Source organism: Bradyrhizobium shewense, from assembly GCF_900094605.1.
Taxonomy (GTDB): Bacteria; Pseudomonadota; Alphaproteobacteria; order Rhizobiales; family Xanthobacteraceae; genus Bradyrhizobium; species Bradyrhizobium shewense.
This window is the reverse complement of sequence record NZ_FMAI01000009.1, coordinates 26,765-45,839: the sequence shown is the minus strand read 5'-3', so window position 1 is coordinate 45,839 and position 19,075 is coordinate 26,765. Positions and strand designations below refer to the sequence as shown.

The 19,075-nt window shown below is 65.3% G+C and carries 18 protein-coding genes; 7 read left to right on the top strand and 11 right to left on the bottom strand.

Annotated elements, in window-relative coordinates:
- The first annotated feature begins 147 nt into the window (after positions 1 to 147).
- Together GA0061098_RS18535 and GA0061098_RS18530 are read left to right on the top strand one after the other, a co-directional pair.
- Positions 148 to 522 (top strand): Hpt domain-containing protein, encoded by a 375-nt coding sequence (locus tag GA0061098_RS18535; protein ID WP_091959514.1) that lies wholly within the window; start codon positions 148 to 150, stop codon positions 520 to 522.
- A gap of 164 nt (positions 523 to 686) precedes the next feature.
- Positions 687 to 1,007: a 2Fe-2S iron-sulfur cluster-binding protein gene (locus GA0061098_RS18530; RefSeq protein ID WP_091958957.1), complete on the top strand. Its 321-nt coding sequence runs from the start codon at positions 687 to 689 to the stop codon at positions 1,005 to 1,007.
- Positions 1,008 to 1,043: 36 nt separating this feature from the next.
- Here GA0061098_RS18530 and GA0061098_RS18525 read toward each other — a convergent pair whose 3' ends face one another.
- Positions 1,044 to 1,511 carry an acyl-CoA thioesterase gene (locus GA0061098_RS18525; protein WP_091958953.1) on the bottom strand — a complete coding sequence of 156 codons (468 nt, stop codon included), beginning with the start codon at positions 1,509 to 1,511 and terminating at the stop codon, positions 1,044 to 1,046.
- A 182-nt stretch (positions 1,512 to 1,693) separates the two neighbouring features.
- Here GA0061098_RS18525 and GA0061098_RS18520 point away from each other — a divergent pair, with 182 nt between their 5' ends.
- From GA0061098_RS18520 to GA0061098_RS18510, 3 genes are all read left to right on the top strand, one after another.
- Positions 1,694 to 2,722 (top strand): NAD(P)/FAD-dependent oxidoreductase, encoded by a 1,029-nt coding sequence (locus GA0061098_RS18520; RefSeq protein WP_091958950.1) that lies wholly within the window; start codon positions 1,694 to 1,696, stop codon positions 2,720 to 2,722.
- 106 nt (positions 2,723 to 2,828) lie between these two features.
- Positions 2,829 to 3,422 carry a DUF2147 domain-containing protein gene (locus GA0061098_RS18515; RefSeq protein ID WP_091958947.1) on the top strand — a complete coding sequence of 198 codons (594 nt, stop codon included), beginning with the start codon at positions 2,829 to 2,831 and terminating at the stop codon, positions 3,420 to 3,422.
- A 271-nt stretch (positions 3,423 to 3,693) separates the two neighbouring features.
- Positions 3,694 to 4,050: a hypothetical protein gene (locus GA0061098_RS18510; RefSeq protein WP_091958944.1), complete on the top strand. Its 357-nt coding sequence runs from the start codon at positions 3,694 to 3,696 to the stop codon at positions 4,048 to 4,050.
- A 53-nt stretch (positions 4,051 to 4,103) separates the two neighbouring features.
- Here the strand turns inward: GA0061098_RS18510 and GA0061098_RS18505 are convergent, their stop codons facing one another.
- The 3 genes from GA0061098_RS18505 to GA0061098_RS18495 form a co-directional block, all read right to left on the bottom strand.
- Positions 4,104 to 4,373, bottom strand: coding sequence for a hypothetical protein (locus tag GA0061098_RS18505; RefSeq protein ID WP_091958941.1), 270 nt, complete (start codon positions 4,371 to 4,373; stop codon positions 4,104 to 4,106).
- Between the two features lie 195 nt (positions 4,374 to 4,568).
- Positions 4,569 to 5,933, bottom strand: a complete 1,365-nt coding sequence (locus GA0061098_RS18500) for a sensor histidine kinase (RefSeq protein ID WP_091958937.1) — start codon at positions 5,931 to 5,933, stop codon at positions 4,569 to 4,571.
- A complete protein-coding gene (locus GA0061098_RS18495) occupies positions 5,930 to 6,610 on the bottom strand; it encodes a response regulator transcription factor (protein WP_091958934.1) in 681 nt (226 codons plus the stop codon). The genes GA0061098_RS18500 and GA0061098_RS18495 overlap by 4 nt, the downstream gene beginning before the upstream one ends.
- A gap of 349 nt (positions 6,611 to 6,959) precedes the next feature.
- Here GA0061098_RS18495 and GA0061098_RS18490 point away from each other — a divergent pair, with 349 nt between their 5' ends.
- Together GA0061098_RS18490 and GA0061098_RS18485 are read left to right on the top strand one after the other, a co-directional pair.
- Positions 6,960 to 7,838 (top strand): MipA/OmpV family protein, encoded by an 879-nt coding sequence (locus tag GA0061098_RS18490; RefSeq protein ID WP_165637454.1) that lies wholly within the window; start codon positions 6,960 to 6,962, stop codon positions 7,836 to 7,838.
- 6 nt (positions 7,839 to 7,844) lie between these two features.
- Positions 7,845 to 8,585 (top strand): hypothetical protein, encoded by a 741-nt coding sequence (locus tag GA0061098_RS18485; protein ID WP_091958932.1) that lies wholly within the window; start codon positions 7,845 to 7,847, stop codon positions 8,583 to 8,585.
- 15 nt (positions 8,586 to 8,600) lie between these two features.
- On the opposite strand, the gene garD is transcribed toward GA0061098_RS18485, so the two are convergent.
- The 7 genes from garD to GA0061098_RS18450 all read right to left on the bottom strand — a co-directional run bounded on the left by garD (position 8,601) and on the right by GA0061098_RS18450 (position 19,003).
- Positions 8,601 to 10,142 carry a galactarate dehydratase gene (gene garD, locus GA0061098_RS18480; protein ID WP_091958929.1) on the bottom strand — a complete coding sequence of 514 codons (1,542 nt, stop codon included), beginning with the start codon at positions 10,140 to 10,142 and terminating at the stop codon, positions 8,601 to 8,603.
- 142 nt (positions 10,143 to 10,284) lie between these two features.
- Positions 10,285 to 11,733: an aldehyde dehydrogenase family protein gene (locus GA0061098_RS18475; RefSeq protein ID WP_091958927.1), complete on the bottom strand. Its 1,449-nt coding sequence runs from the start codon at positions 11,731 to 11,733 to the stop codon at positions 10,285 to 10,287.
- A gap of 81 nt (positions 11,734 to 11,814) precedes the next feature.
- Positions 11,815 to 13,158 carry a glucarate dehydratase gene (gudD, locus tag GA0061098_RS18470; RefSeq protein ID WP_091958923.1) on the bottom strand — a complete coding sequence of 448 codons (1,344 nt, stop codon included), beginning with the start codon at positions 13,156 to 13,158 and terminating at the stop codon, positions 11,815 to 11,817.
- Between the two features lie 24 nt (positions 13,159 to 13,182).
- Positions 13,183 to 14,127, bottom strand: coding sequence for a 5-dehydro-4-deoxyglucarate dehydratase (gene kdgD / locus GA0061098_RS18465; protein ID WP_091958920.1), 945 nt, complete (start codon positions 14,125 to 14,127; stop codon positions 13,183 to 13,185).
- A gap of 129 nt (positions 14,128 to 14,256) precedes the next feature.
- Positions 14,257 to 15,162 (bottom strand): LysR family transcriptional regulator, encoded by a 906-nt coding sequence (locus GA0061098_RS18460; protein ID WP_091958917.1) that lies wholly within the window; start codon positions 15,160 to 15,162, stop codon positions 14,257 to 14,259.
- Positions 15,163 to 15,286: 124 nt separating this feature from the next.
- A complete protein-coding gene (locus tag GA0061098_RS18455; RefSeq protein ID WP_165637453.1) occupies positions 15,287 to 16,639 on the bottom strand; it encodes an MFS transporter in 1,353 nt (450 codons plus the stop codon).
- A gap of 411 nt (positions 16,640 to 17,050) precedes the next feature.
- A complete protein-coding gene (locus GA0061098_RS18450; RefSeq protein WP_091959507.1) occupies positions 17,051 to 19,003 on the bottom strand; it encodes an SGNH/GDSL hydrolase family protein in 1,953 nt (650 codons plus the stop codon).
- Positions 19,004 to 19,075 lie beyond the last annotated feature (72 nt).

The window sequence follows — 19,075 nt, the reverse complement described above, 5'->3', positions numbered from 1 at the left end:
CTCGGCTGATTGCGGCAACTTTTCGTCAATAAGCCGGCGGAACTGCGTTCAAGACCCCAAACATTTCGTTAACCATTTCCGTGCTTGGGTGAGGTCAATCTCACCGCCGAACCGGCGGAACCGTCGCGCGATGCCGGGGCCTGCGCCATGACGCCTGAACTGCAACGGATGGACTGGATGCCCTCGCCCCCGCTTGCACCCATCGACAGCCCGCTCGACCTCGACCATCTCTCCCGGATGACGCTCGGCGACGCGGAGCTGGAACAGGAAGTGCTGGCCATGTTCGCCGAGCAGGCGGTCCGCCTGATCGCGGCGATGGTGGCGCTGCCGGCCGAGGCCGGCGCACTGGCCCACAAGCTCAAGGGCTCGGCGCGCGGGATCGGCGCTTTTGCGGTGGCGGATGCGGCCGCAAGCCTGGAGATCGCGGTCCAGACCGGCCATGACCAGCGCCACGCCTTCGCCGCGCTGAAGGAGGCGGTGACCGAGGCCCGCGCCGCCATCGAGGCGATGCTGAAGCCTTGAGGCCACGCGGCCGAGCCGGACTCTAGTCTTTTGTTTTGACGCGTTTTCTTACCGCAAAGCGGGATTCACTTCGCCTGAAAACCCTATGGCGCCGGCCTGATCGACCCGTTATAGGACAGCCCGGACCCTCCTTCATTCCCAGCACCGCGTCAGCACGAGCACACATGGCCAAGATTCACTTTGTCGACCACAAGGGCGAAACCCGCACGGTGGAAATCGAGAACGGCGCAACCGTGATGGAAGCCGCGATCCGCAACAGCGTTCCCGGCGTCGAGGCCGAATGCGGCGGCGCCTGCGCCTGCGCGACCTGCCATGTCTATGTCGACGAAGCCTGGCGTGAGAAGGTCGGCAGCCCGACGCCGATGGAAGAGGACATGCTCGACTTCGGCTTCGACGTGCGCCCGAATTCGCGCCTGTCCTGCCAGATCAAGGTCTCCGACGATCTCGACGGTCTCGTCGTGACGACGCCGGAACGCCAGGCCTAATTCTGGCAGGCCTGATCCTGACGCTTCTGAGTTGAATTATATGTTTGGCATCGCGACCGCGATGCCGCGCTTGTGCCAGGGTCTGAGCTTCTCGACGATCTCCGCGCTGAGCGGTGCTGGCCGCCGCGTCGCCTCGTCGAGCATGACGCCGACCGACATCGCCGAGGCGATACACTTTCCTTGCGAGAACACGACCTGCTCGAAGGTCACTGACGTCCGTCCGAGCTTCACCACGCCGAGGCCGAGCTCGATCGTGTTCGGCCAGTGCAGCTCGGCGCGGAAATGGATGTCGAGGCGCACCATGATCCAGGCGAGCCCTGGCGGCGTCAGTCCGTACTCCGGCAGCTTCATCAGCGTGACGCGGCCGGTCTCGAAATAGGTGGCGTAGACAGCGTTGTTGACGTGCTGGTTGGGATCGAGATCGCCGAAGCGGACGTTGTCGCTGAGGCGGTAGGGATAGTCCTCCAGGCGCGGCGTCGTATCGAGGCGGCTTGGTGCGTTCACCGATTGATCTCCGTCGTATCCTTCCTCGTTACAGCCCAGTTATTTTGCCCCGGCAAGTGGGCGCGGCTGCGGGGCGCTCCCGCTTTTATGCCTTCCCTGATCCATCCCCGTTGGCTAGACAGGCGGGGTCACCTCTGCCCGCCGGGCGCCGTCCAACCGATAACGACCGATAAAGAGACGACATGAGCGATGTGATCAAAACCGATGTGCTGATTATTGGCGCCGGCCCCTGCGGTCTGTTCGCCGCTTTCGAGCTTGGCCTTCTCGACATGAAGGCGCATTTCGTCGACATCCTCGACAAGATCGGCGGCCAGTGCGCCGAGCTCTATCCGGAAAAGCCGATTTACGACATTCCCGGCATTCCGCAGGTTTCGGGCCAGGGCCTCACCGACGCGCTGATGGAGCAGATCAAGCCGTTCCATCCGACCTTCCATCTCGGCGAGATGGTGGAGACGGTGGAGAAGATCGGCGATCCCGCCTTCCGCTGCACCACCGACGCCGGCAAGGTGTTCGAATGCAAGGTGCTGGTGATCGCGGCCGGCGGCGGCTCGTTCCAGCCCAAGCGTCCGCCGGTGCCGGGCATCGAGGCCTATGAAGGCACTTCAGTCCATTACGCCGTGCGCAAGATGGAGACGTTCCGCGACAAGAACGTGCTGGTCGTCGGCGGCGGCGATTCCGCGCTCGACTGGACGCTCAATCTGCATCCGATTGCGAAGCGCATCACGCTGTTGCACCGCCGCGACGAGTTTCGCGCCGCGCCCCACAGCGTCGAGCAGATGCGCGCGCTGGTTGCCGGCGACAAGATGGATCTCCGGCTCGGCCAGGTCACGGCGCTCTCCGGCGCTGAGGGCAAGCTCACCGGCGCCACCATCAAGGGCAACGACAACAACGTCACGGATATTGCCTGCGACACCATGCTGCCGTTCTTCGGGCTGACCATGAAGCTCGGCCCGGTCGCGAACTGGGGCATTGCGCTGGAGAACAATCTGGTGCCGGTCGAGACGTCCGCGTTCGAGACCAATGTTCCCGGCATCTTCGCGATCGGCGACATCAACACCTATCCCGGCAAGATCAAGCTGATCCTGTGCGGCTTCCACGAGGGCGCGCTGATGTCGCAAAAAGCCCATCGCTACGTCTATCCGGAGAAGCGGCTCGTGTTCCAGTACACGACCTCGTCCTCCAGCCTGCAAAAGAAGCTCGGTGTCAACTGACGGCGGCGGGGTGGAGAGGGGATGCCCCATGTTTCTGGCGCTGGAACCGTTCGCGAAATCGCCGTAGTCTGCGGCCATTCCGGTCGTGGAATAACAAGGTGATCTAATGCGGATTTTTTCCAGCTCTCGGCTGCTCCCCTTCCTCGCGCTCGCATTGTCGCTCGCGACGGTGACGCCGTCTGCAGCACAAATCGCCGAGCCCACGGCGGCGGGCCTTTGGCAGAAGGTCGAAGACGGCAAGACGGTCGGATGGTTTCTCTTCGTCGACCACAACGGCATCTTCGAAGGCGTGATCGCAAAGACCTTCCCGCGGCCTGGCGACGATCCGAACGAGATCTGCAGCAAGTGCACCGACGATCGCAAGAACGCGCCGGTGCTCGGCATCTCCTTCGTCCGCAACATGAAGCGCGACGGATTGAAGTACGAAGGCGGCAACGTGCTCAATCCGCGGGACGGCCAGATCTGGAAGGCCAACATGAAGGTCAGCCCTGATGGACAGACCCTGACCCTGCGCGGCTATCTCGGCATCGCGTTGCTCGGCAAGGACGAGGCCTGGACGCGCCTGCCTGACACCAACATCGCTCAGGTTGATCCCGCCATCGTCGCAAAATATCTCCCTGCGCAGGCCGCGGCCACCAAGCCGCCGGCCCCGACGAAGAAGAGCGGCGGCACGATGATGGCGCCGGCGCCGAAGCAGTAGGCTCGAGTTCTGTGCTGCCTGATCGGCGGTAGCCTCCGCTCACGGTCATTCCCCGCATGAGCAGACGGTCTTCGCGGCGACGTTCGCCGAAAGGCGAATGCGTGCCGCGCCTGCTCCAGTAGTTCCCCGGAATGCGCGCTGGCGCCGGATTTGCATAGCTGTCCGCAAAGCTGCTGGGGAGCGAGTCGCCGTCTCCATGTCCGCCGTGCGCGGTGCTGCGGGCAGACGGCAGCGTTTGCCTCGCGGCGATCACTTCGACCGCGGAGACGACATGAGACCTGCAAGACAGTGTGCCGCCGTGCTGCTGGGGCTGACGGTTCTGCTGACAAATTCGGCGCTGGCGCGCGACGACGGTCGCTACGCCAACTCGCCGCTAAAACCCTGGTTCGAGAGCCTGCATAGCGAATACGGGCAATGCTGCACCGATGCGGACGGCTATGTCGTCGCCGATGTCGACTGGGAGTCCAACCAGGGACGCTACCGAGTCCTTATCGACAACGAGTGGGTCGTGGTGCCCGAGGGTGCTGTCATCACCGTGCCCAACAAGATCGGTCGCACCATGGTGTGGAAGCACTATATCGACGGCCACCCGCGGGTGCGCTGCTTCATGCCGGGCAGTATGACTTGAAAATGCTGACGGCGCCCGCATCAGATGCAGGCGCCCTAAGCGATGCGAAAGGCTCAGCGCGCTTCGCTGCCCGAACCGGCGCTCGCAAGCCGCTTGACGCGCGGCGACAGCACTGAAACCTGCGCGGGCGAGGCGGGCATGCCGGCGACGATCATCGAGGGCGCGGTCGACTGCTCCTCGACGCCGGCGCCGCCGAGCACCTGCACCTGCGTCGCCGAGATCGGCAGCGACTTCACTTCGTAAGTGGGAAGCTCACTGGCGAAAGCACCGGTTGAGCTCGCAATCACAGCGCTGGCGACGGCAATCATTGTGAGAACACGCATTGGAAAATCTCCGTTGAAGATGTCAAATCGGAGGTTTGGTCGTCTCGATGCCGGACCAGGTTCGCTTGTGCGAGAACATTCCCGTGGCCGTCGGCGAACATATTGGTTGCTTGATGCGCAACGGCGAAACGAGAAAGAAGTTTTTGGCGCCAATGTTTCCGGACGGTTTCACGGATCGACTGGCGCAGCTTGCAGTCAGCCCGCTTGCAGATCCAAATGCGGAGATCTGGTCGGCCCGGCGGCGACGGGAAAGCGCAGGCTCATGGTCGTGCCGCGGCCGGGCTTGGAGGAGATGACCAGCTCGCCACCGTGGGCGGCCATGATCTCGCGGACGATCGACAGGCCGAGGCCCGCGCCCTCGCCGGCAGTGTTGCCGGTCTGAAACGGCTCTGTCAGCCCGTGCTCCACGCCGTCCGGCAGGCCCGCGCCGTCGTCGTCAATCGAGATGCCGTCGCGGCCGAGCGTGGCGACGATGCGTCGCGCACCATGGGCGTGGATGAGCGCATTGCCGACGAGATTGGCGAGCGCGCTGCGAATCGCGGCGTCCACGCCCTGCACCAGGAGCGGACCCTTCTCTGCCTGTTCCAGCGCGAGCTCGATGCCGGCGTCCAGTGCCGAGGGGCTGAAATCGGCGAGCACGTCCAGCGTGATCTGGGCGAGATCGATCGGCCGTTTTTCGATCGCATGGTTTTGCAGCCGGGCCAGGTCGAGCATGGCGGAGACCAGCGACGTCAGGCGCCTGACGTCGCGCACCAGTTCGGCCTTCAGGGCAGGCTCGGGTACGTCTTCGATCTTGGCGCGCAGCAGCGTCAGCGGCGTGCGCAGCTGATGGGCGGCATTGCCGAGGAAGCGGCGCTGCATCCTGATATAGGCATCGATCTCGCCGAAGGCGCGGTTTAGCGCCTCGACCAGCGGCTTCAGCTCGCGCGGGACCTCGGACAACGAGATCAGGCCCTGCGGGGCCGATGGATCGATCGCGAGGGCGCGACGCGCGACCCGCTCGATGCCGCGTGAGACGAAACGCGCAGCAAGCGCCGACCCGATCGCGACGGTGGCCGCAAAGGCCAGCGCTACCACGAGGATCGAAAAGAAGCTGCGGGCGAGGAAGCTTCTTGCGAGCCGCCCGAAGCGGACCTGAGGCTCGCCGACCATCGTCGTGAGTCTCAAGGCGCCCCGCTGCGCAACCGCGAGACAGAACGTGCTGTTCTGGTCGGGTGTGCTGAAGACCGACAGGCCGACAGGCCCGCGATAGGGAAAGGCGAAGGGAAGCTGTGGCCGGTGCTCGCTGCCGTACTCGCTGACGAGATCGCCCACGGAGACGACGTACCAGAGGTTTGGGCTGTCCGCCTTCAGCTCCTCGAGCGCGGGAGTGGGGCGCACCACCAGGTCTTGCCCATCGACAACAGTGGCGCGATCGAGAACGGCGGCCACGACCCGGCACGCCCTGAACTCGCGTTCCTCCATCGGGTACCTCGAGACGAAGATCGCGACCATGATCAGGAAGATCGTCGTCGCGGCGATGCCGAGCGAAAGCGCAAACGTCTGGGCGATCGACCTCATCGCGGCGTTGCCAGCCGGAGGATATATCCGATGCCTCGCATGCTGCGGATCTCGACGTCGCCGCCGAGCTCGAGCAATTTCTTCCTCAGGCGCGAGACCTGAGCTTCGAGCGTGTTGGATTCGATCTCGTCGTCGAAGCCGTAGATCTCTTCGATCAGGGCGGCGCGGGTGATGACGCGGTCACGCCGCATCAGCAGCGCGCCCAAGATCAGCGCCTCGCGCCGTCGCAGCAGGATTCTGGTGTCGGCGACGACGGCCTCGTTGCTGCCGAGATGCAGCTCCACATTGCCGAGCGACAGCACCGAGGGGGCGAGCAGTCGGGGTCGCCGCAGCACCGCGCGCACCCGTGCAATCAGCTCCTGCGGCTCGAACGGCTTGCCGAGATAGTCGTCGGCGCCGCCATTGAGGCCCTCGACGATGTCTTCCTTGGCGTCCTTGGAGGTCAGCATGATGATCGCGGGGCGGTCGGGCGATTGGCTCAGCGCTGTGACCACCTGGAGCGCATCGCCGTCGGGCAGCATCCGGTCGACGATCGCGAGATCATATTTGAAATTGTCGAGCGCCTGGCGGGCATCGGCGATCGAGCCGACAAGGTCGACGATCCCGTGCAATTGCCCGAGCAGGCGGCTGACATAGGCGCCGATCTGCGGTTCGTCTTCGATTACGAGGGAACGCACGCGGGTCGTCCTTGACTCTGCTGGGCAACAAAACCCCGAGCGTGACGCTCCCTGGCCGAAGTCTGGCGTTTCGGCTCCTGCGCAGGGTTCCCATAAAGGCAGCGAGCTTGGCGAATAAAAGGCAGATGCGAGTGGGGTGACCGGCAGTGCCGGCCAAAGTTTGGGCGCGTGAGCGCCTCCCGGCAATGTTCGGGCAATGTTGGTTCGGCGACGCCGCGCCCTGCGGATACCGGCAACGGATTGGCCAGCGGTTTCGCCTTGCAATCTTGGGGCAATTTTGCCGGACCACATGCTGGAGCTCCAACCACACGAGTCGACCAGGCCAGGAAGGCCGGTCCGGGGCCCTGTAATGAAGCATTTTGACGACGCCGCTCTTCGCCTCACGGTGAATGTGCGGCTCACGACCACCTTGCTCGGCGTGATCATGGCGATCCCTCAATCCGCATCGGCGCAGACCGCGTTCACGCTGCCGGCGCCGCCGTTCGAGCTGCCGATGCTGCCTTCGCCCTCCGGCAATTGGACGGTCATGGTCGGCATCGGTGGTGAGTACACACCGGATTTCGTCGGATCCAAGAACGGCAAGCTCATGCCGATCCCGATCTTCTCCATCCGCCGCGCCGGATCGATCGATCAGTTTCGCGGACCGCGCGACAGCGCCAGCATCGCGCTGCTCGACGTTGGCAATTTTCGCGCAGGGCCTGCGTTCAAATACGTCACCTCGCGCAAGGCCGACAAATATGCCGAGCTGACAGGCCTTGGCGACGTCAAGGCCGCCTACGAGATCGGCGGCTTCGTCGAATATTATCCGGTCGACTGGCTCCGTCTGCGCAGCGAATTGCGCCAGGGCGTGGGCGGCCACACCGGCACCGTCGCCGACATCTCCGCCGACGTCATCGTGCCGCTGATCCAAAGGCTGACGATCTCGGCCGGCCCACGCTTCACCTGGAAAAGCACCAACGCGACCGCGCCGTATTTCGGCGTCGATGCCGCGCAGGCGCTGGCGTCGGGACTGCCGACATACAATGCCAAAGGCGGCGCGCACTCGGTCGGTTTCGGCAGCCAGATCTCCTATCGCATCAATCCGCAATGGGAGGTCCATGCCTATGTCGAGTACGAGAAGCTGCTGGGCGATGCCGCGGACAGTCCGCTGGTGAAGCTGCGGGGATCGTCGAACCAGACCACCGTTGGCCTCGGCGCGTCCTATTCGTTCGATTTCAGGATCAGATGAGCCGCCATGCGACGCATTGCTTTTCTATGGATTGGCCTCGCAGCCGCTTGCGTCGCTCTCGGCGCCGCCGCGGCGTTCGAGACGCGCGCGAGCCGGCTCCAGGCGATCAAGACCGTCGGCATCGTCTCCGCTATCGGCGAGGAGATGAGCCTTTCACAGGCAGGCCTTACCAAGCTCGGCTCCGCCGGGCAAAGCGCTTCGATCAGTGCATGGGGACTGGACGAGCTGATCGTCCAGCAGGCGACCAGGCTGCTGGGCGCACGCTATCGCGTTCAGGCCGTCAACTATACCCGCGCCGGGTTTGCCGCGATCCGGGATTCGGCGGTCACGCCCGTCAATCTGCTGCGGACCGATCCGTTCAAGGAGCTGGTTCGCACCGATGTCACGCCCCAGGGACTGGATGCGTACATCGTCATTACCCGCGCGAAATCGAAACTCGGAAACGGCCGCAACGTCGAGGGTGTCGGGCTCGCTGAGTACCGGACGCTGCTTGCGGACTACGGCCTGATCCACGCGCTGTACGAGGTCCGCGTCATCGACGGCAAGACGTTCGACGTGATCGAAAAGCGGGCGGCCGCGCCGCTCGACAACACCGGGACCATGAGGATCGCAGGCCCCAGCGGGCCGATCGACGGGACATTTGACGGTCCGGCTTCGAGCGAACGGCTACGCGCGGCCATCGCGGACCTCATCACGCGCAGCCTGCCCGTCACGCTGGACGACATGCACCTGATCGGTGGTCAGTGAAGCCGGCCGGCGGCCTCAGGTCACCGGCGCGGGGTTGAACAGCGTCAGATCGTTGTGGATGCCCCAGCGGTCCGACCACGGCTTGGTGCGGCCGGAGGCGACGTCGAGGATTAGCCGGAACAGGTCCCAACCGGCCTCCTCGATGGTCTTCTCGCCGGTGGCGATGCTGCCGGCGTCGAAGTCGATCAGGTCCTTCCAGCGGCGGGCAAGCTCGGTGCGGGTCGCGACCTTGATCACGGGCGCGGCCGCAAGGCCGTAAGGCGTGCCGCGGCCGGTGGTGAACACTTGCAGCGTCATGCCGGAGGCGAGCTGGAGTGTGCCGCAGATGAAGTCGGAGGCCGGCGTTGCCGCGAACAGCATGCCCTTCTGCGTCGCCTTCTCGCCGGGCGAGAGCACGTCGGTGATGGCGCTTGATCCGGATTTGACGATTGAGCCCAGCGACTTCTCGACGATGTTGGCGAGGCCGCCTTTCTTGTTGCCGGGCGTGGTGTTGGCGCTGCGATCGGCACCGCCTCGCGCGAGATAGGAATCGTACCAGGCCATCTCGCGCACCAGCGCGCGGCCGACGTCCTCGTTGATGGCGCGGCGGGTGAGGAGCTGGATGGCGTCGCGCACTTCCGTCACTTCCGAGAACATCACGGTGGCGCCGGCGCGTACCAGGAGGTCCGCGGCAAAGCCGACGGCGGGGTTCGCGGTGACGCCAGAGAACGCGTCGCTGCCGCCGCATTGCAGGCCGATGACGAGATCGGAGGCCGGGCAGGTCTCTCGGGTGCGCTTGTTGAGGATTTTCAGCCGCGCTTCCGCCTGGGTCATGATCGCATCGACGATTGCCCCAAAGCCGTCGAAGGCTTCGTCCTGCATGCGCACGATGGCATCGCTGACGCCTTCCGGCACCAGCCGCTCCGGTGCGAGCTTCTCGCAGCCGAGGCCGACGACCAGGATCTCGCCGCCGAAATTCGGGTTCAGCGCGATGTTCTGCAGCGTGCGGATCGGCACCACCGCGTCGGGCGCGGTGATGGCGACGCCGCAGCCATAGGCGTGCGTCAGCGGCACGACGTCGTCGACGTTGGGGTATTTCGGCAGCAGCTCGGCGCGGATTCGCTTCACCGCATATTCCATCGTGCCCTTGACGCATTGCACGGAGGAGGAGATGCCGAGGATGTTCTTGGTGCCGACCGATCCGTCCGGATTGCGGTAGCCTTCGAACGTAAAGCCTTCGAGCGGCGGCAGCGGCGCGGGGACTGCGGTGGAGATCTCGAGCTTGTCGAGGTCAGGGGCGTCCGGCATGCGAATGCGTGCCTCGTCGACCCATTCGCCGGCCAGGATCGGCGACAGCGCGTAGCCGATCACCTCGCCGTAGCGGACGATCGGCTGATCTAGCGCGATGTCGACCAGCGCCGTCTTGTGCCCCTGCGGCACGAAGGCGCGCAGCGTCAGGCCGCTGGCAAAGCGGGAGCCGGCAGGAAGCCCAAAATCATTGACCACGATCGCGACGTTGTCGCGCTCGTTGAGCTTGATGTAGCGGGGCTGCTCTTTCGCTGCGACGTCCTGGTCCATGGGAGGACTCCGTCTTGTAGGGCGGGTTAGCCGAAGGCGTAACCCGCCACGGTCTCTATCCGCGGAGGCAGAAGAGGTGGATTACGCCAGCGGACTGCGCTTCGCGCAGCCGCGGGCAAATCCACCCTACGATATCGGCCCATCAGCCCGGGAACGTATAAGCCGTCTTCACCGTCGTGTAGAACTCGCGCGCGTAGGAGCCCTGCTCGCGGGCGCCGTAGCTCGAGCCCTTCCGGCCGCCGAACGGCACGTGATAGTCGACGCCGGCGGTCGGCAAATTGACCATCACCATGCCGGACTCGCTGTTGCGCTTATAGTGCGAGGCGTATTTCAGGCTGGTGGTGCAGATGCCGGAGGCGAGGCCGAACTCGGTGTCGTTGGAGATCGCCAGCGCCTCTTCGTAATTCTTGGCGCGGATGACGGCGGCGACCGGGCCAAAGATTTCCTCACGCGCGATGCGCATGTTGTTGTTGGCTTCGGTGAACAGCGCCGGCTGCAGGTAGTGGCCGGGCGTCTCGCGCTTGAGCAGCTCGCCGCCGAACGACAGCTTCGCACCCTCGTCCTGGCCGATCTTGATGTAGCGCAGGTCCTGGTCGAGCTGGCTCTGGTCCACGACGGGGCCGATGTGCACGCCGGCCTTGAGCGCGTCGTCGACCGACAGGCCGTTCAGGCGCTCGGCCACCGCCGCGACGAAGCGGTCATGGATGCCTTCGGTGACGATCAGGCGGGAGGAGGCGGTGCAGCGCTGGCCGGTGGAGAAATAGGCGCCGTTGACGGCGACCTCGACCGCGGTCTTGAGGTCGGCGTCGTCGAGCACGACCAGCGGATTCTTGCCGCCCATCTCCAGCTGGAACTTCTTCATCGGGTTCGACAGCACGCAGGCCTGCGCGATCTTGCGGCCGGTTTGCACCGAGCCGGTGAAGGAGATCGCCGCGACGTCAGGGTGATCGAGCAGGGTCTGGCCGACGACGGAGCCGGAGCCGACCACGAGGTTGAATACGCCGGCGGGAATGCCGGAGCGGGTGATGATTTCGGCCAGCGCGTGACCCGAGCCCGGCACCAGCTCAGCCGGCTTGAACACCACCGTGTTGCCGTAGCAGAGCGCGGGCGCGATCTTCCAGGCCGGGATCGCGATCGGGAAATTCCAGGGCGTGATCATGCCGACGACGCCGACCGGCTCACGGGTGAGCTCGACGTCGAGGCCGGGACGCACGGAGGCGCCCTTCTCGCCGATCAGGCGGAGCGCCTCGCCGGCGAAGAACGCAAAGATCTGGCCGGCGCGGGCGACCTCGCCGATGCCCTCGGGGAGCGTCTTGCCTTCCTCGCGGGCGAGCAGGCGGCCGAGCTCTTCCTTGCGGGCGAGGATCTCGAGGGAAATCTTGTTCAGCGCGTCATAGCGAACTTGCGGGGTCGACTGCGCCCAGGCGGGGAAGGCGGCCTTGGCGGCTGCAATGGCCTTCTCGGTCTGCGCCTTGTCGGCCTTGGCGTATTCGCCGACGACGTCGTTGGTGTTGGAGGGGTTGATATTCCTGGTGACGCCGGAGCCGTCGACCCATTCGCCGCCGATGAAGTTCTTCAGGATCGCAGTCATCTCATTCCTCCAAGTCATTTAAGGGGCATGATCCCTATCGGAAAACCGGTGTCCACTTTTCCGGGATCATGCCTGTAGTTTCTAACGCACGAGGCACGGACGCTTGTCGTCAAAGGTCCAGCCGGGGATCAGATCCTGCATGGCAATAGCGTCATCGCGGGCACCGAGTCCATGCTGCTTGTAGAGGTCATGCGCCGCGTCGATGGCGGCCCTGTCGATTTCGATACCCAGGCCCGGCCGGTCCGGGACGGCAATCTTGCCGCCCTTGATCTGGAGCGGCTCTTTGGTGAGCGCCTGGCCATCCTGCCAGATCCAATGGGTGTCGATCGCGGTGACCTTGCCGGGGGCGGCGGCGCCGACATGGGTGAACATGGCCAGCGAGATGTCGAAATGGTTGTTGGAATGCGAGCCCCAGGTCAGGCCGTTGTCACGGCAGGTCTGGGCGACCCGCACCGAGCCCTGCATGGTCCAGAAATGGGGATCGGCGAGCGGAATGTCCACCGCGCCGAGACGCAGCGCATGGGAAAGCTGGCGCCAGTCGGTGGCGATCATGTTGGTCGCGGTCGGCAGGCCGGTGGCGCGGCGGAACTCGGCCATGATCTCGCGGCCGGAGAAGCCGCCTTCCGCGCCGCAGGGGTCCTCGGCGTAGGCGAGGATGCCGTGCATGTCTTTGCAAAGCCGGATCGCCTCGTCGAGCGACCAGGCGCCATTGGGGTCGAGCGTGACGCGCGCGTTCGGGAAGCGCTTTGCGATCGCGGTGACGGCCTCGATCTCCTGCTCGCCGCGCAGCACGCCGCCTTTCAGCTTGAAGTCGGCGAAGCCGTAATGGTCGTGGGTGGCTTCCGCGAGCCGCACCACGGTCTCCGGGGTCATCGCCTCCTGATGGCGGAGGTTGAACCATTCGGGTTTGCCGGCCTCGCCCTGGACGTAGTTCAGCTTCGACTTGCGCCGGTCGCCGACGAAGAAGAGATAGCCGAGCGTCTCGACGCTCTTGCGTTGCTGGCCTTCGCCGAGCAGCGCGGCGACCGGCAGGTTGAGATGCTGGCCAAGCAGATCGAGCAATGCGGATTCGATCGCGGTGACCGCGTGGATCATGACGCGAAGATCGAAAGTCTGCTTGCCGCGGCCGCCGGCGTCGCGGTCGGCGAAGGCCGTGCGGACGTCGGCGAGGATGTTGTTGAGCGCGCCGACGGTCTTGCCGATCACGAGATCCCGCGCGTCCTGGAGCGTCTGCCAGATCTTCTGCCCGCCCGGCACCTCGCCGACGCCGGTGTGGCCGGCATTGTCGGTGAGGATGACGATGTTGCGGGTGAAGAATGGCGCATGCGCGCCGCTCAGATTGAGGAGCATGCTGTCGCGGCCCGCGACCGGAATCACCTGCATCGCCGTGACGACAGGTGCGCCAGAGATATCGGTCACGGCCATCGCTTGCTCCTCGCTGTTGTCGCCCTATTCTGCCGCTTGTTGTGTCGATCGGATGGCGGGCAGATTCTTCACCAGCGCGGTCACTTCGTCGATCTCCTGCTCGGTGAGGTCGGTGAGCGGCGCGCGGACCGGGCCGGAGTCGCGGCCGATCACCTTCATGCCAGCCTTGATGATCGAGACGGCATAGCCCTTCTTGCGGTTGCGGATCGCGATCAGCGGCAGGATGAAGTCCTTCAGCCCGGCCTGGATCGTGGCATGGTCGCGCTTGCGCACCGCGGCGTAGAAGTTGGTGGCGAATTCGGGCACGAAATTGAACACGGCCGAGGAATAGGTCGTCACGCCCATGTCGAGATAGGGCAGCGCGAAGGTCTCGGCGGTCGGCAGGCCGCCGACATAGGTGAGACGATCGCCGAGCTTGGTGTAGACGCGGGTCATCAGCTCGATGTCGCCGATGCCGTCCTTGTAGCCGACGAGGTTCGGGCAGCGCTCGGCAAGCCGCGCGAGCGTGTCGGGCTGCAGGATCGCGTTGTCGCGGTTGTAGACGATGACGCCGATCTTCACGGCGGCGCAGACCGCCTCGACATGGGCGGCAAGACCCTCCTGCTCGGAGTGGGTGAGGTAGGGCGGCAGCAGCAGCAGGCCGTCCGCGCCGGCCTTCTCCGCGCCGATTGCGATCTCGCGGGCGATCGCGGTGCCATAGCCGGTGCCGGCGAGCACGGGCACGCGGCCCTTGGTCTCGTCGACGGCGACCTTGACGACTTCAGGGACCTCGGTCGGCGTCAGCGAGAAGAATTCGCCGGTGCCGCCGGCGGCGAACAGGCCTGCGACATCATAGCCGCACAGCCAGTCCATGTTGGCGCGATAGGTCGCCTCGTCGAAGGAGTAGTCAGCCTTGAAGGGCGTGACGGGGAAAGACAGGAGGCCGGATCCGATCTTCTGGGCCATTTCCTGCGGGGTCATCTTGCTCATGGGCGCGGCTCCCTCATTGCGTGTTGTGGAGGACGCAAGCAGAAGGCTGCGCGTCCATGCGCCGTGGTTTAGGAGACCGTTCGATGCGGGTCCAAGCCAAAGCCTATATCGACCGATGCGAAATCAGCATCAATCTTCCGCGGGCTCCGCAGAGGCCAGTTCGCCGGCGATTTTGACGAGCGCCGACAGCAGCGGATTCTCGTCGTCGCGGCGCCAGACCATGAACAGCTCGACGGGAACACGCGTGCGCAGCTTCAGCGGGCGCAGGCGCACGTCGGCGATCTTCAGGCTCGCGGCTGCCGCGGGCACGATGGCGAGGCCGAGGCCGGCGCGGACCATGGCGAGGATCGAGTGGATCTGGCTCAGGTGCTGGACATAGCGCGGCAGAATGTCGGCGCGGGTGAACAGCGCCACCAGCAGATCGTGGAAGTAGCGGCTCTCATAGGGCGAATACATCACGAAGGGCTGGTCGTCGAAATCCTTGATGGTGATGCTCTCCGCATTCGCCAGCGGATGCTTCTTCGGGATCGCGGCGAGCAGGGGTTCGGCGACGACGCGGCGGCTGGTGAGTTCGGGCCGCGCGATCGGCGGCCTGAGCAAGCCTGCGTCGATCTGGCCCGAGGTCAGCGCCTCGAACTGGTCGCCCGACACCATCTCCTTCAGCGAGAAATCCACCTCGGGCAGTTTTGCGCGGCAGGCCGCGACCAGTTCCGGCAGGAAGCCATAGGCCGCGGCCGCGGTGAAGCCGATCTTCAGCGAGCCGGTCTTGCCGAGCGCGATGCGGCGGGCGACCTGCGAGGCGCTCTCGGCAAGCTTGAGGATGCGCCGCGCCTCCGGCAGAAAGCTGCGCCCCGCCGGGGTGAGGCGCACCGAGCGGCTGGTGCGCTCCAGCAGCGGCGCATCGATGATGTGCTCAAGCACCTGGATCTGCCGGGACAGCGGCGGCTGGGTCATGTTCAGCCGCGTCGCGGCGCGGCCGAAATGCAGTTCCTCCGCCACCGTGACGAAACAGCGGAGCTGGTTGAGGTCGAACATCGATACATGCCTTAGATGGATAAGGCGTTTCCCCGGTACTTCTAGCATCGATCATCCCCAAAACAAAGACGGCGGCTTTTTGGGCCGCCGTTGAGTTGCCTGGTCAAGCTCCCACCGGGAGCCCTCAGGAGGAACGTTTGAGCGTCACCCGCTCGATCTTGCCGACGATGACGAGATAGGCGAACGCCGCCACCAGCGCGTTGAGGCCGACGAACACCAGCGCGCCGTTGAACGAGCCGGTCGCGGCCAGGATGTAGCCGATCACGATCGGCGTGGTGATCGAGGACAAATTGCCGAAGCTGTTGAACAGGCCGCCGGAGACGCCGCCGGCTTCCTTTGGCGAGGTATCGGAGACGACCGCCCAGCCGAGCGCACCGATGCCCTTGCCAAAGAAGGCGAGCGCCATGAAGCCGACCACCAGCGCCTGTCCGTCGACATAGTTGCAGGCGATGATCGACATCGACAGCAGCATGCCGCCGACGATCGGGAACTTGCGCGCCATGGTCAGCGAGCCGGTCCTGCGCAGGATCGCATCGGAGATGATGCCGCCGAGCACGCCGCCGATGAAGCCGCACAAAGCCGGCAGCGTCGCGACGAAGCCGGCCTGCAGGATCGACAGGCCGCGCTCCTTGACCAGATAGACCGGGAACCAGGTCAGGAAGAAATAGGTCAGCGTGTTGATGCAATACTGGCCGAGATAGACGCCGAGCATCATGCGGTTGGAGAGCAACTGGCGGATGTGGTCCCAGCCGGAGCCGGCCTCTTGCGCACGCTCGCGCAGCTGATCGTTCTTGGGCGCGTCGAGATCGACCAGCGCGCCGCCTTCCTTGATGTAGTCGAACTCGGCATCGTTGATCGAAGGATGCTCCTTCGGGCCGTAGATGGTCTTGAGCCAGACGAAGCCCATGACGATGCCGAGCGCGCCCATCACGAAGAACACGAAGCGCCAGCCGTAGGCATGCGCGATCCAGCCCATCAGCGGCGCGAAGATAACGGTCGCGAAATACTGTCCCGAGTTGAAGAAGGCCGACGCGGTGCCGCGCTCGTTGCCCGGAAACCACGCCGCGACGATGCGGGCGTTGGCGGGGAAGGAGGGCGCTTCCGCGACGCCGACAAGGAGGCGGAGCGCGAACAGCACGACGATCGCCGTGCCGGCGCTGAGGAAGCCGACCCAGCCCTGCATCAGCGTGAACAGCGACCAGATGATGATGCTGAAGGCATAGACGAGGCGCGAGCCATAACGGTCGAGCAGCCAGCCGCCCGGGACCTGCGCCGCGACATAGGACCAGCCGAACGCCGAGAAGATCCAGCCCATGGCGACGGGATCGAGATGCAGCTCCTTGGACAGCGCGGGGCCTGCGATCGACAGCGTGGCGCGGTCGGCATAATTGACGGTGGTGACCAGGAACAACATGGTCACGATGAGCAGCCTGACGCGAGACCTTCTCACGTCCGCTGCGGACACCACTGCGCTCATCAGGCGCCTCCTCAAGTCGAAATGTTTCCTCGATCCGACTCCTAGAGGTGCGCGCGGCAAAGTGTCCAAGCTCAAGGGGGTATCGATCGATACCGTTTTTGGATTGATGAAACGGCAGGTAGCAGGGAACGATGCTGGTTTGGAGTGAATGTGCGAGGGATGGTGATGTGCGAATTGCGCCAAGTGCTCCGCCGTCATTGCCCGCGAAGGCGGGGAATCCAGTACGCCGCAGCCTCTCGATTCAAGACTGCCGTCGCGGCGTACTGGATCGCCCGGTCAAGCCGGGCGACGACACCGAGTGCGAGGACGTTGCGCGTAGCCCGCATGATCGAAGCGATATGCGGGGAGAGCGGCCCCGGATGTCGCTGCGCTCATCCGGGCTAGGACTCGTAAAACGGGACTTCGGGCGCGCTACTGCTTTGCGCTCGGTAACAGCTGCGGCAGAAATCCGCGCGTGACGCCCGGTGGCACTGCGTCCAGTCCAAGCACCGCGCTCGCGGCCGGCAGCGCCGCATCCGCCATCGCCGCATGCCCTTCCGCGCTCGGATGCACCGCGCCGCCATAGACGGCGGAGAGCACGCCCCAGGTCGCGTCGTGAATGTCGGTCGGCTGGCTCGCCGCCGGCAATCCCTGCGGATAGGTCATCGCGGCAAAATAGCTGTCATTGGCGTCGCGGATCCAGCGCGCGCGGGGCAAATAGGCGCGGTATTCCGAGGCGCCGCGGCCGCACAGCATCGGCTGGCTCGCCGCGCTCACGATATCGGGATTGAAGCTCTGGCCGTTCTCCGCAAAGCAGCTGCGGTCGAATTCGGGGTCGTTGCCCGAATGGGCGCAGAAGCCGTGATCGGCAAACGCCGCCTGATGCGCATCGACGAAAGTCATGCGGTCGGCTTCGGGATCGCGGCACAGCGCGCCGCGGGTGCAGGTGGCGAGCCCCTTCAGTTGCGGCAAGAACTCGGTATCGACGAAGGTCGAGACGCGGGCAAGGCGCTGCGGATCGGCGTTGAAGGCCGGATGGATGTCGAAGCCGGCCCGGCCGCCGCGGCAGGGCACGCCGCCGTCGGCGAGCGCGGGGTTGGCGTAGGAGACATAGACGACATGCGAGAGGTCGCCGCCGACCAGCGGCTTGAGCGCCTCGCGCAGCTTGACGAAGTTCTGCGGCAGTTCGCGCGTCAGCGCATCGCGGGAATCGTCGACGCTCGCCATCACGCCGGAGCGGCGGAAAAGCGCGCGCTCGGTCGCGGTCTCGACGATCACGTCGGCGACGAGACCGGAGAAGTAGACGTCATTGGCGCCGACCGAGAGCAGCACGAGATCGAGCGTGCGGTCGGGCTGGCGTTTCTTCGCCGCGGTGAGCGCCTCGCGCAACTCGGCGACTTGCGCGTTCACGCTGGTGTTGCAGACACCGGTCTTGCCGGGCGGGCATTCGCGGGCGCGCTGCGAGCCGAGCAGGCCGTCGCCGATGCTGGCACCGGTGCAGGCGAGCGGCAGGTAGGTCACTGCGATGTGGGTGTAGCGCACCGCGAGTGCGAGGGCGGTGCGCGTCTGGTAGCTGTAGAGCGAGCGGTGGCAGGGCGAGTTGAACCAAAGCGCGCTGTAGCGCTGCCAGTTGGCGAGCGTGTCCGGCGCCTCGCAGGCGCGGCCGCCCTTGAAGCCGTGGCGGCTCGGCCGGTAGTACTGCGCGCCGGCGGTGCCCAGATAGGAGCGGAAGCAAAAACCTTCGTCCGACAGCGCCAGCGGCCGGTCCGGATTGCCTTCGCCGGAGGCGATGCTGTCCCCGAGGCCGGCGACGAAGATGTCGCGGACCTGGATCTCGGTCTGGACGCGCTGTGTCGGATCGGAGCCGGAGGAGACGTCGACGGTCGCGACCGTCTGCTTGCCGTAGCGGACGCGCAAATTGATCGGCTCGGCGCAGTCGAAGGTCGATTGTTGCGGTCCGTCGCCGTCATCGAACGACCAGGCGCAGGTGGCGCCGACCGGCACCGCGCCAACGAGACGGACGGTGACGGGGTGATCGATCGGGGTGAGGTAGTTTTCCTTGGTGTTGTCGCGGGTGCAGGGCTGGTTGACCCGGCCCTGGAGGTCGATGCAGAGCCGATTGACCATGTTGCGCGCCCAGCCGCGGCCCTCGCTCTGGAGCTCCAGCGATTGCTCGGCGGCCAGGATGCTGCGGTTGCGGGCGTTCTCGACATGGAGCAGGAAGTCGCGCTCCTCGCGGAACAGCCGGAAGCGGTTACGCACCTCCCAATTGATCTGCAGGGCGCCGGCGTCCTGAGCGCTCGCGCTCTCGGGCGGCATGGCCGTCAGAATCCCGGCAAGCAACAGGGCGCCTGCGGAGAGGGTACGAAGGAATACAGGGATCATGGCCCGCGTCTTCAACGGCAAAGTTGAGGCGGAAATAAGAGAGCATTGCTCTGCCGCTCGCAACCCCTCCGG

Coding starts and splice junctions, on each gene's coding strand:
- GA0061098_RS18485 (WP_091958932.1), top strand. CDS start 7,845: ATGCGACGCATTGCTTTTCTATGGATTGGCCTCGCAGCCGCTTGCGTC.
- GA0061098_RS18535 (WP_091959514.1), top strand. CDS start 148: ATGACGCCTGAACTGCAACGGATGGACTGGATGCCCTCGCCCCCGCTT.
- GA0061098_RS18510 (WP_091958944.1), top strand. CDS start 3,694: ATGAGACCTGCAAGACAGTGTGCCGCCGTGCTGCTGGGGCTGACGGTT.
- GA0061098_RS18490 (WP_165637454.1), top strand. CDS start 6,960: ATGAAGCATTTTGACGACGCCGCTCTTCGCCTCACGGTGAATGTGCGG.
- gudD (WP_091958923.1), bottom strand. CDS start 13,158: ATGGCCGTGACCGATATCTCTGGCGCACCTGTCGTCACGGCGATGCAG.
- GA0061098_RS18475 (WP_091958927.1), bottom strand. CDS start 11,733: ATGACTGCGATCCTGAAGAACTTCATCGGCGGCGAATGGGTCGACGGC.
- GA0061098_RS18460 (WP_091958917.1), bottom strand. CDS start 15,162: ATGTTCGACCTCAACCAGCTCCGCTGTTTCGTCACGGTGGCGGAGGAA.
- garD (WP_091958929.1), bottom strand. CDS start 10,142: ATGGACCAGGACGTCGCAGCGAAAGAGCAGCCCCGCTACATCAAGCTC.
- GA0061098_RS18455 (WP_165637453.1), bottom strand. CDS start 16,639: ATGAGCGCAGTGGTGTCCGCAGCGGACGTGAGAAGGTCTCGCGTCAGG.
- kdgD (WP_091958920.1), bottom strand. CDS start 14,127: ATGAGCAAGATGACCCCGCAGGAAATGGCCCAGAAGATCGGATCCGGC.
- GA0061098_RS18505 (WP_091958941.1), bottom strand. CDS start 4,373: ATGCGTGTTCTCACAATGATTGCCGTCGCCAGCGCTGTGATTGCGAGC.
- GA0061098_RS18450 (WP_091959507.1), bottom strand. CDS start 19,003: ATGATCCCTGTATTCCTTCGTACCCTCTCCGCAGGCGCCCTGTTGCTT.
- GA0061098_RS18500 (WP_091958937.1), bottom strand. CDS start 5,933: ATGAGGTCGATCGCCCAGACGTTTGCGCTTTCGCTCGGCATCGCCGCG.
- GA0061098_RS18530 (WP_091958957.1), top strand. CDS start 687: ATGGCCAAGATTCACTTTGTCGACCACAAGGGCGAAACCCGCACGGTG.
- GA0061098_RS18515 (WP_091958947.1), top strand. CDS start 2,829: ATGCGGATTTTTTCCAGCTCTCGGCTGCTCCCCTTCCTCGCGCTCGCA.
- GA0061098_RS18520 (WP_091958950.1), top strand. CDS start 1,694: ATGAGCGATGTGATCAAAACCGATGTGCTGATTATTGGCGCCGGCCCC.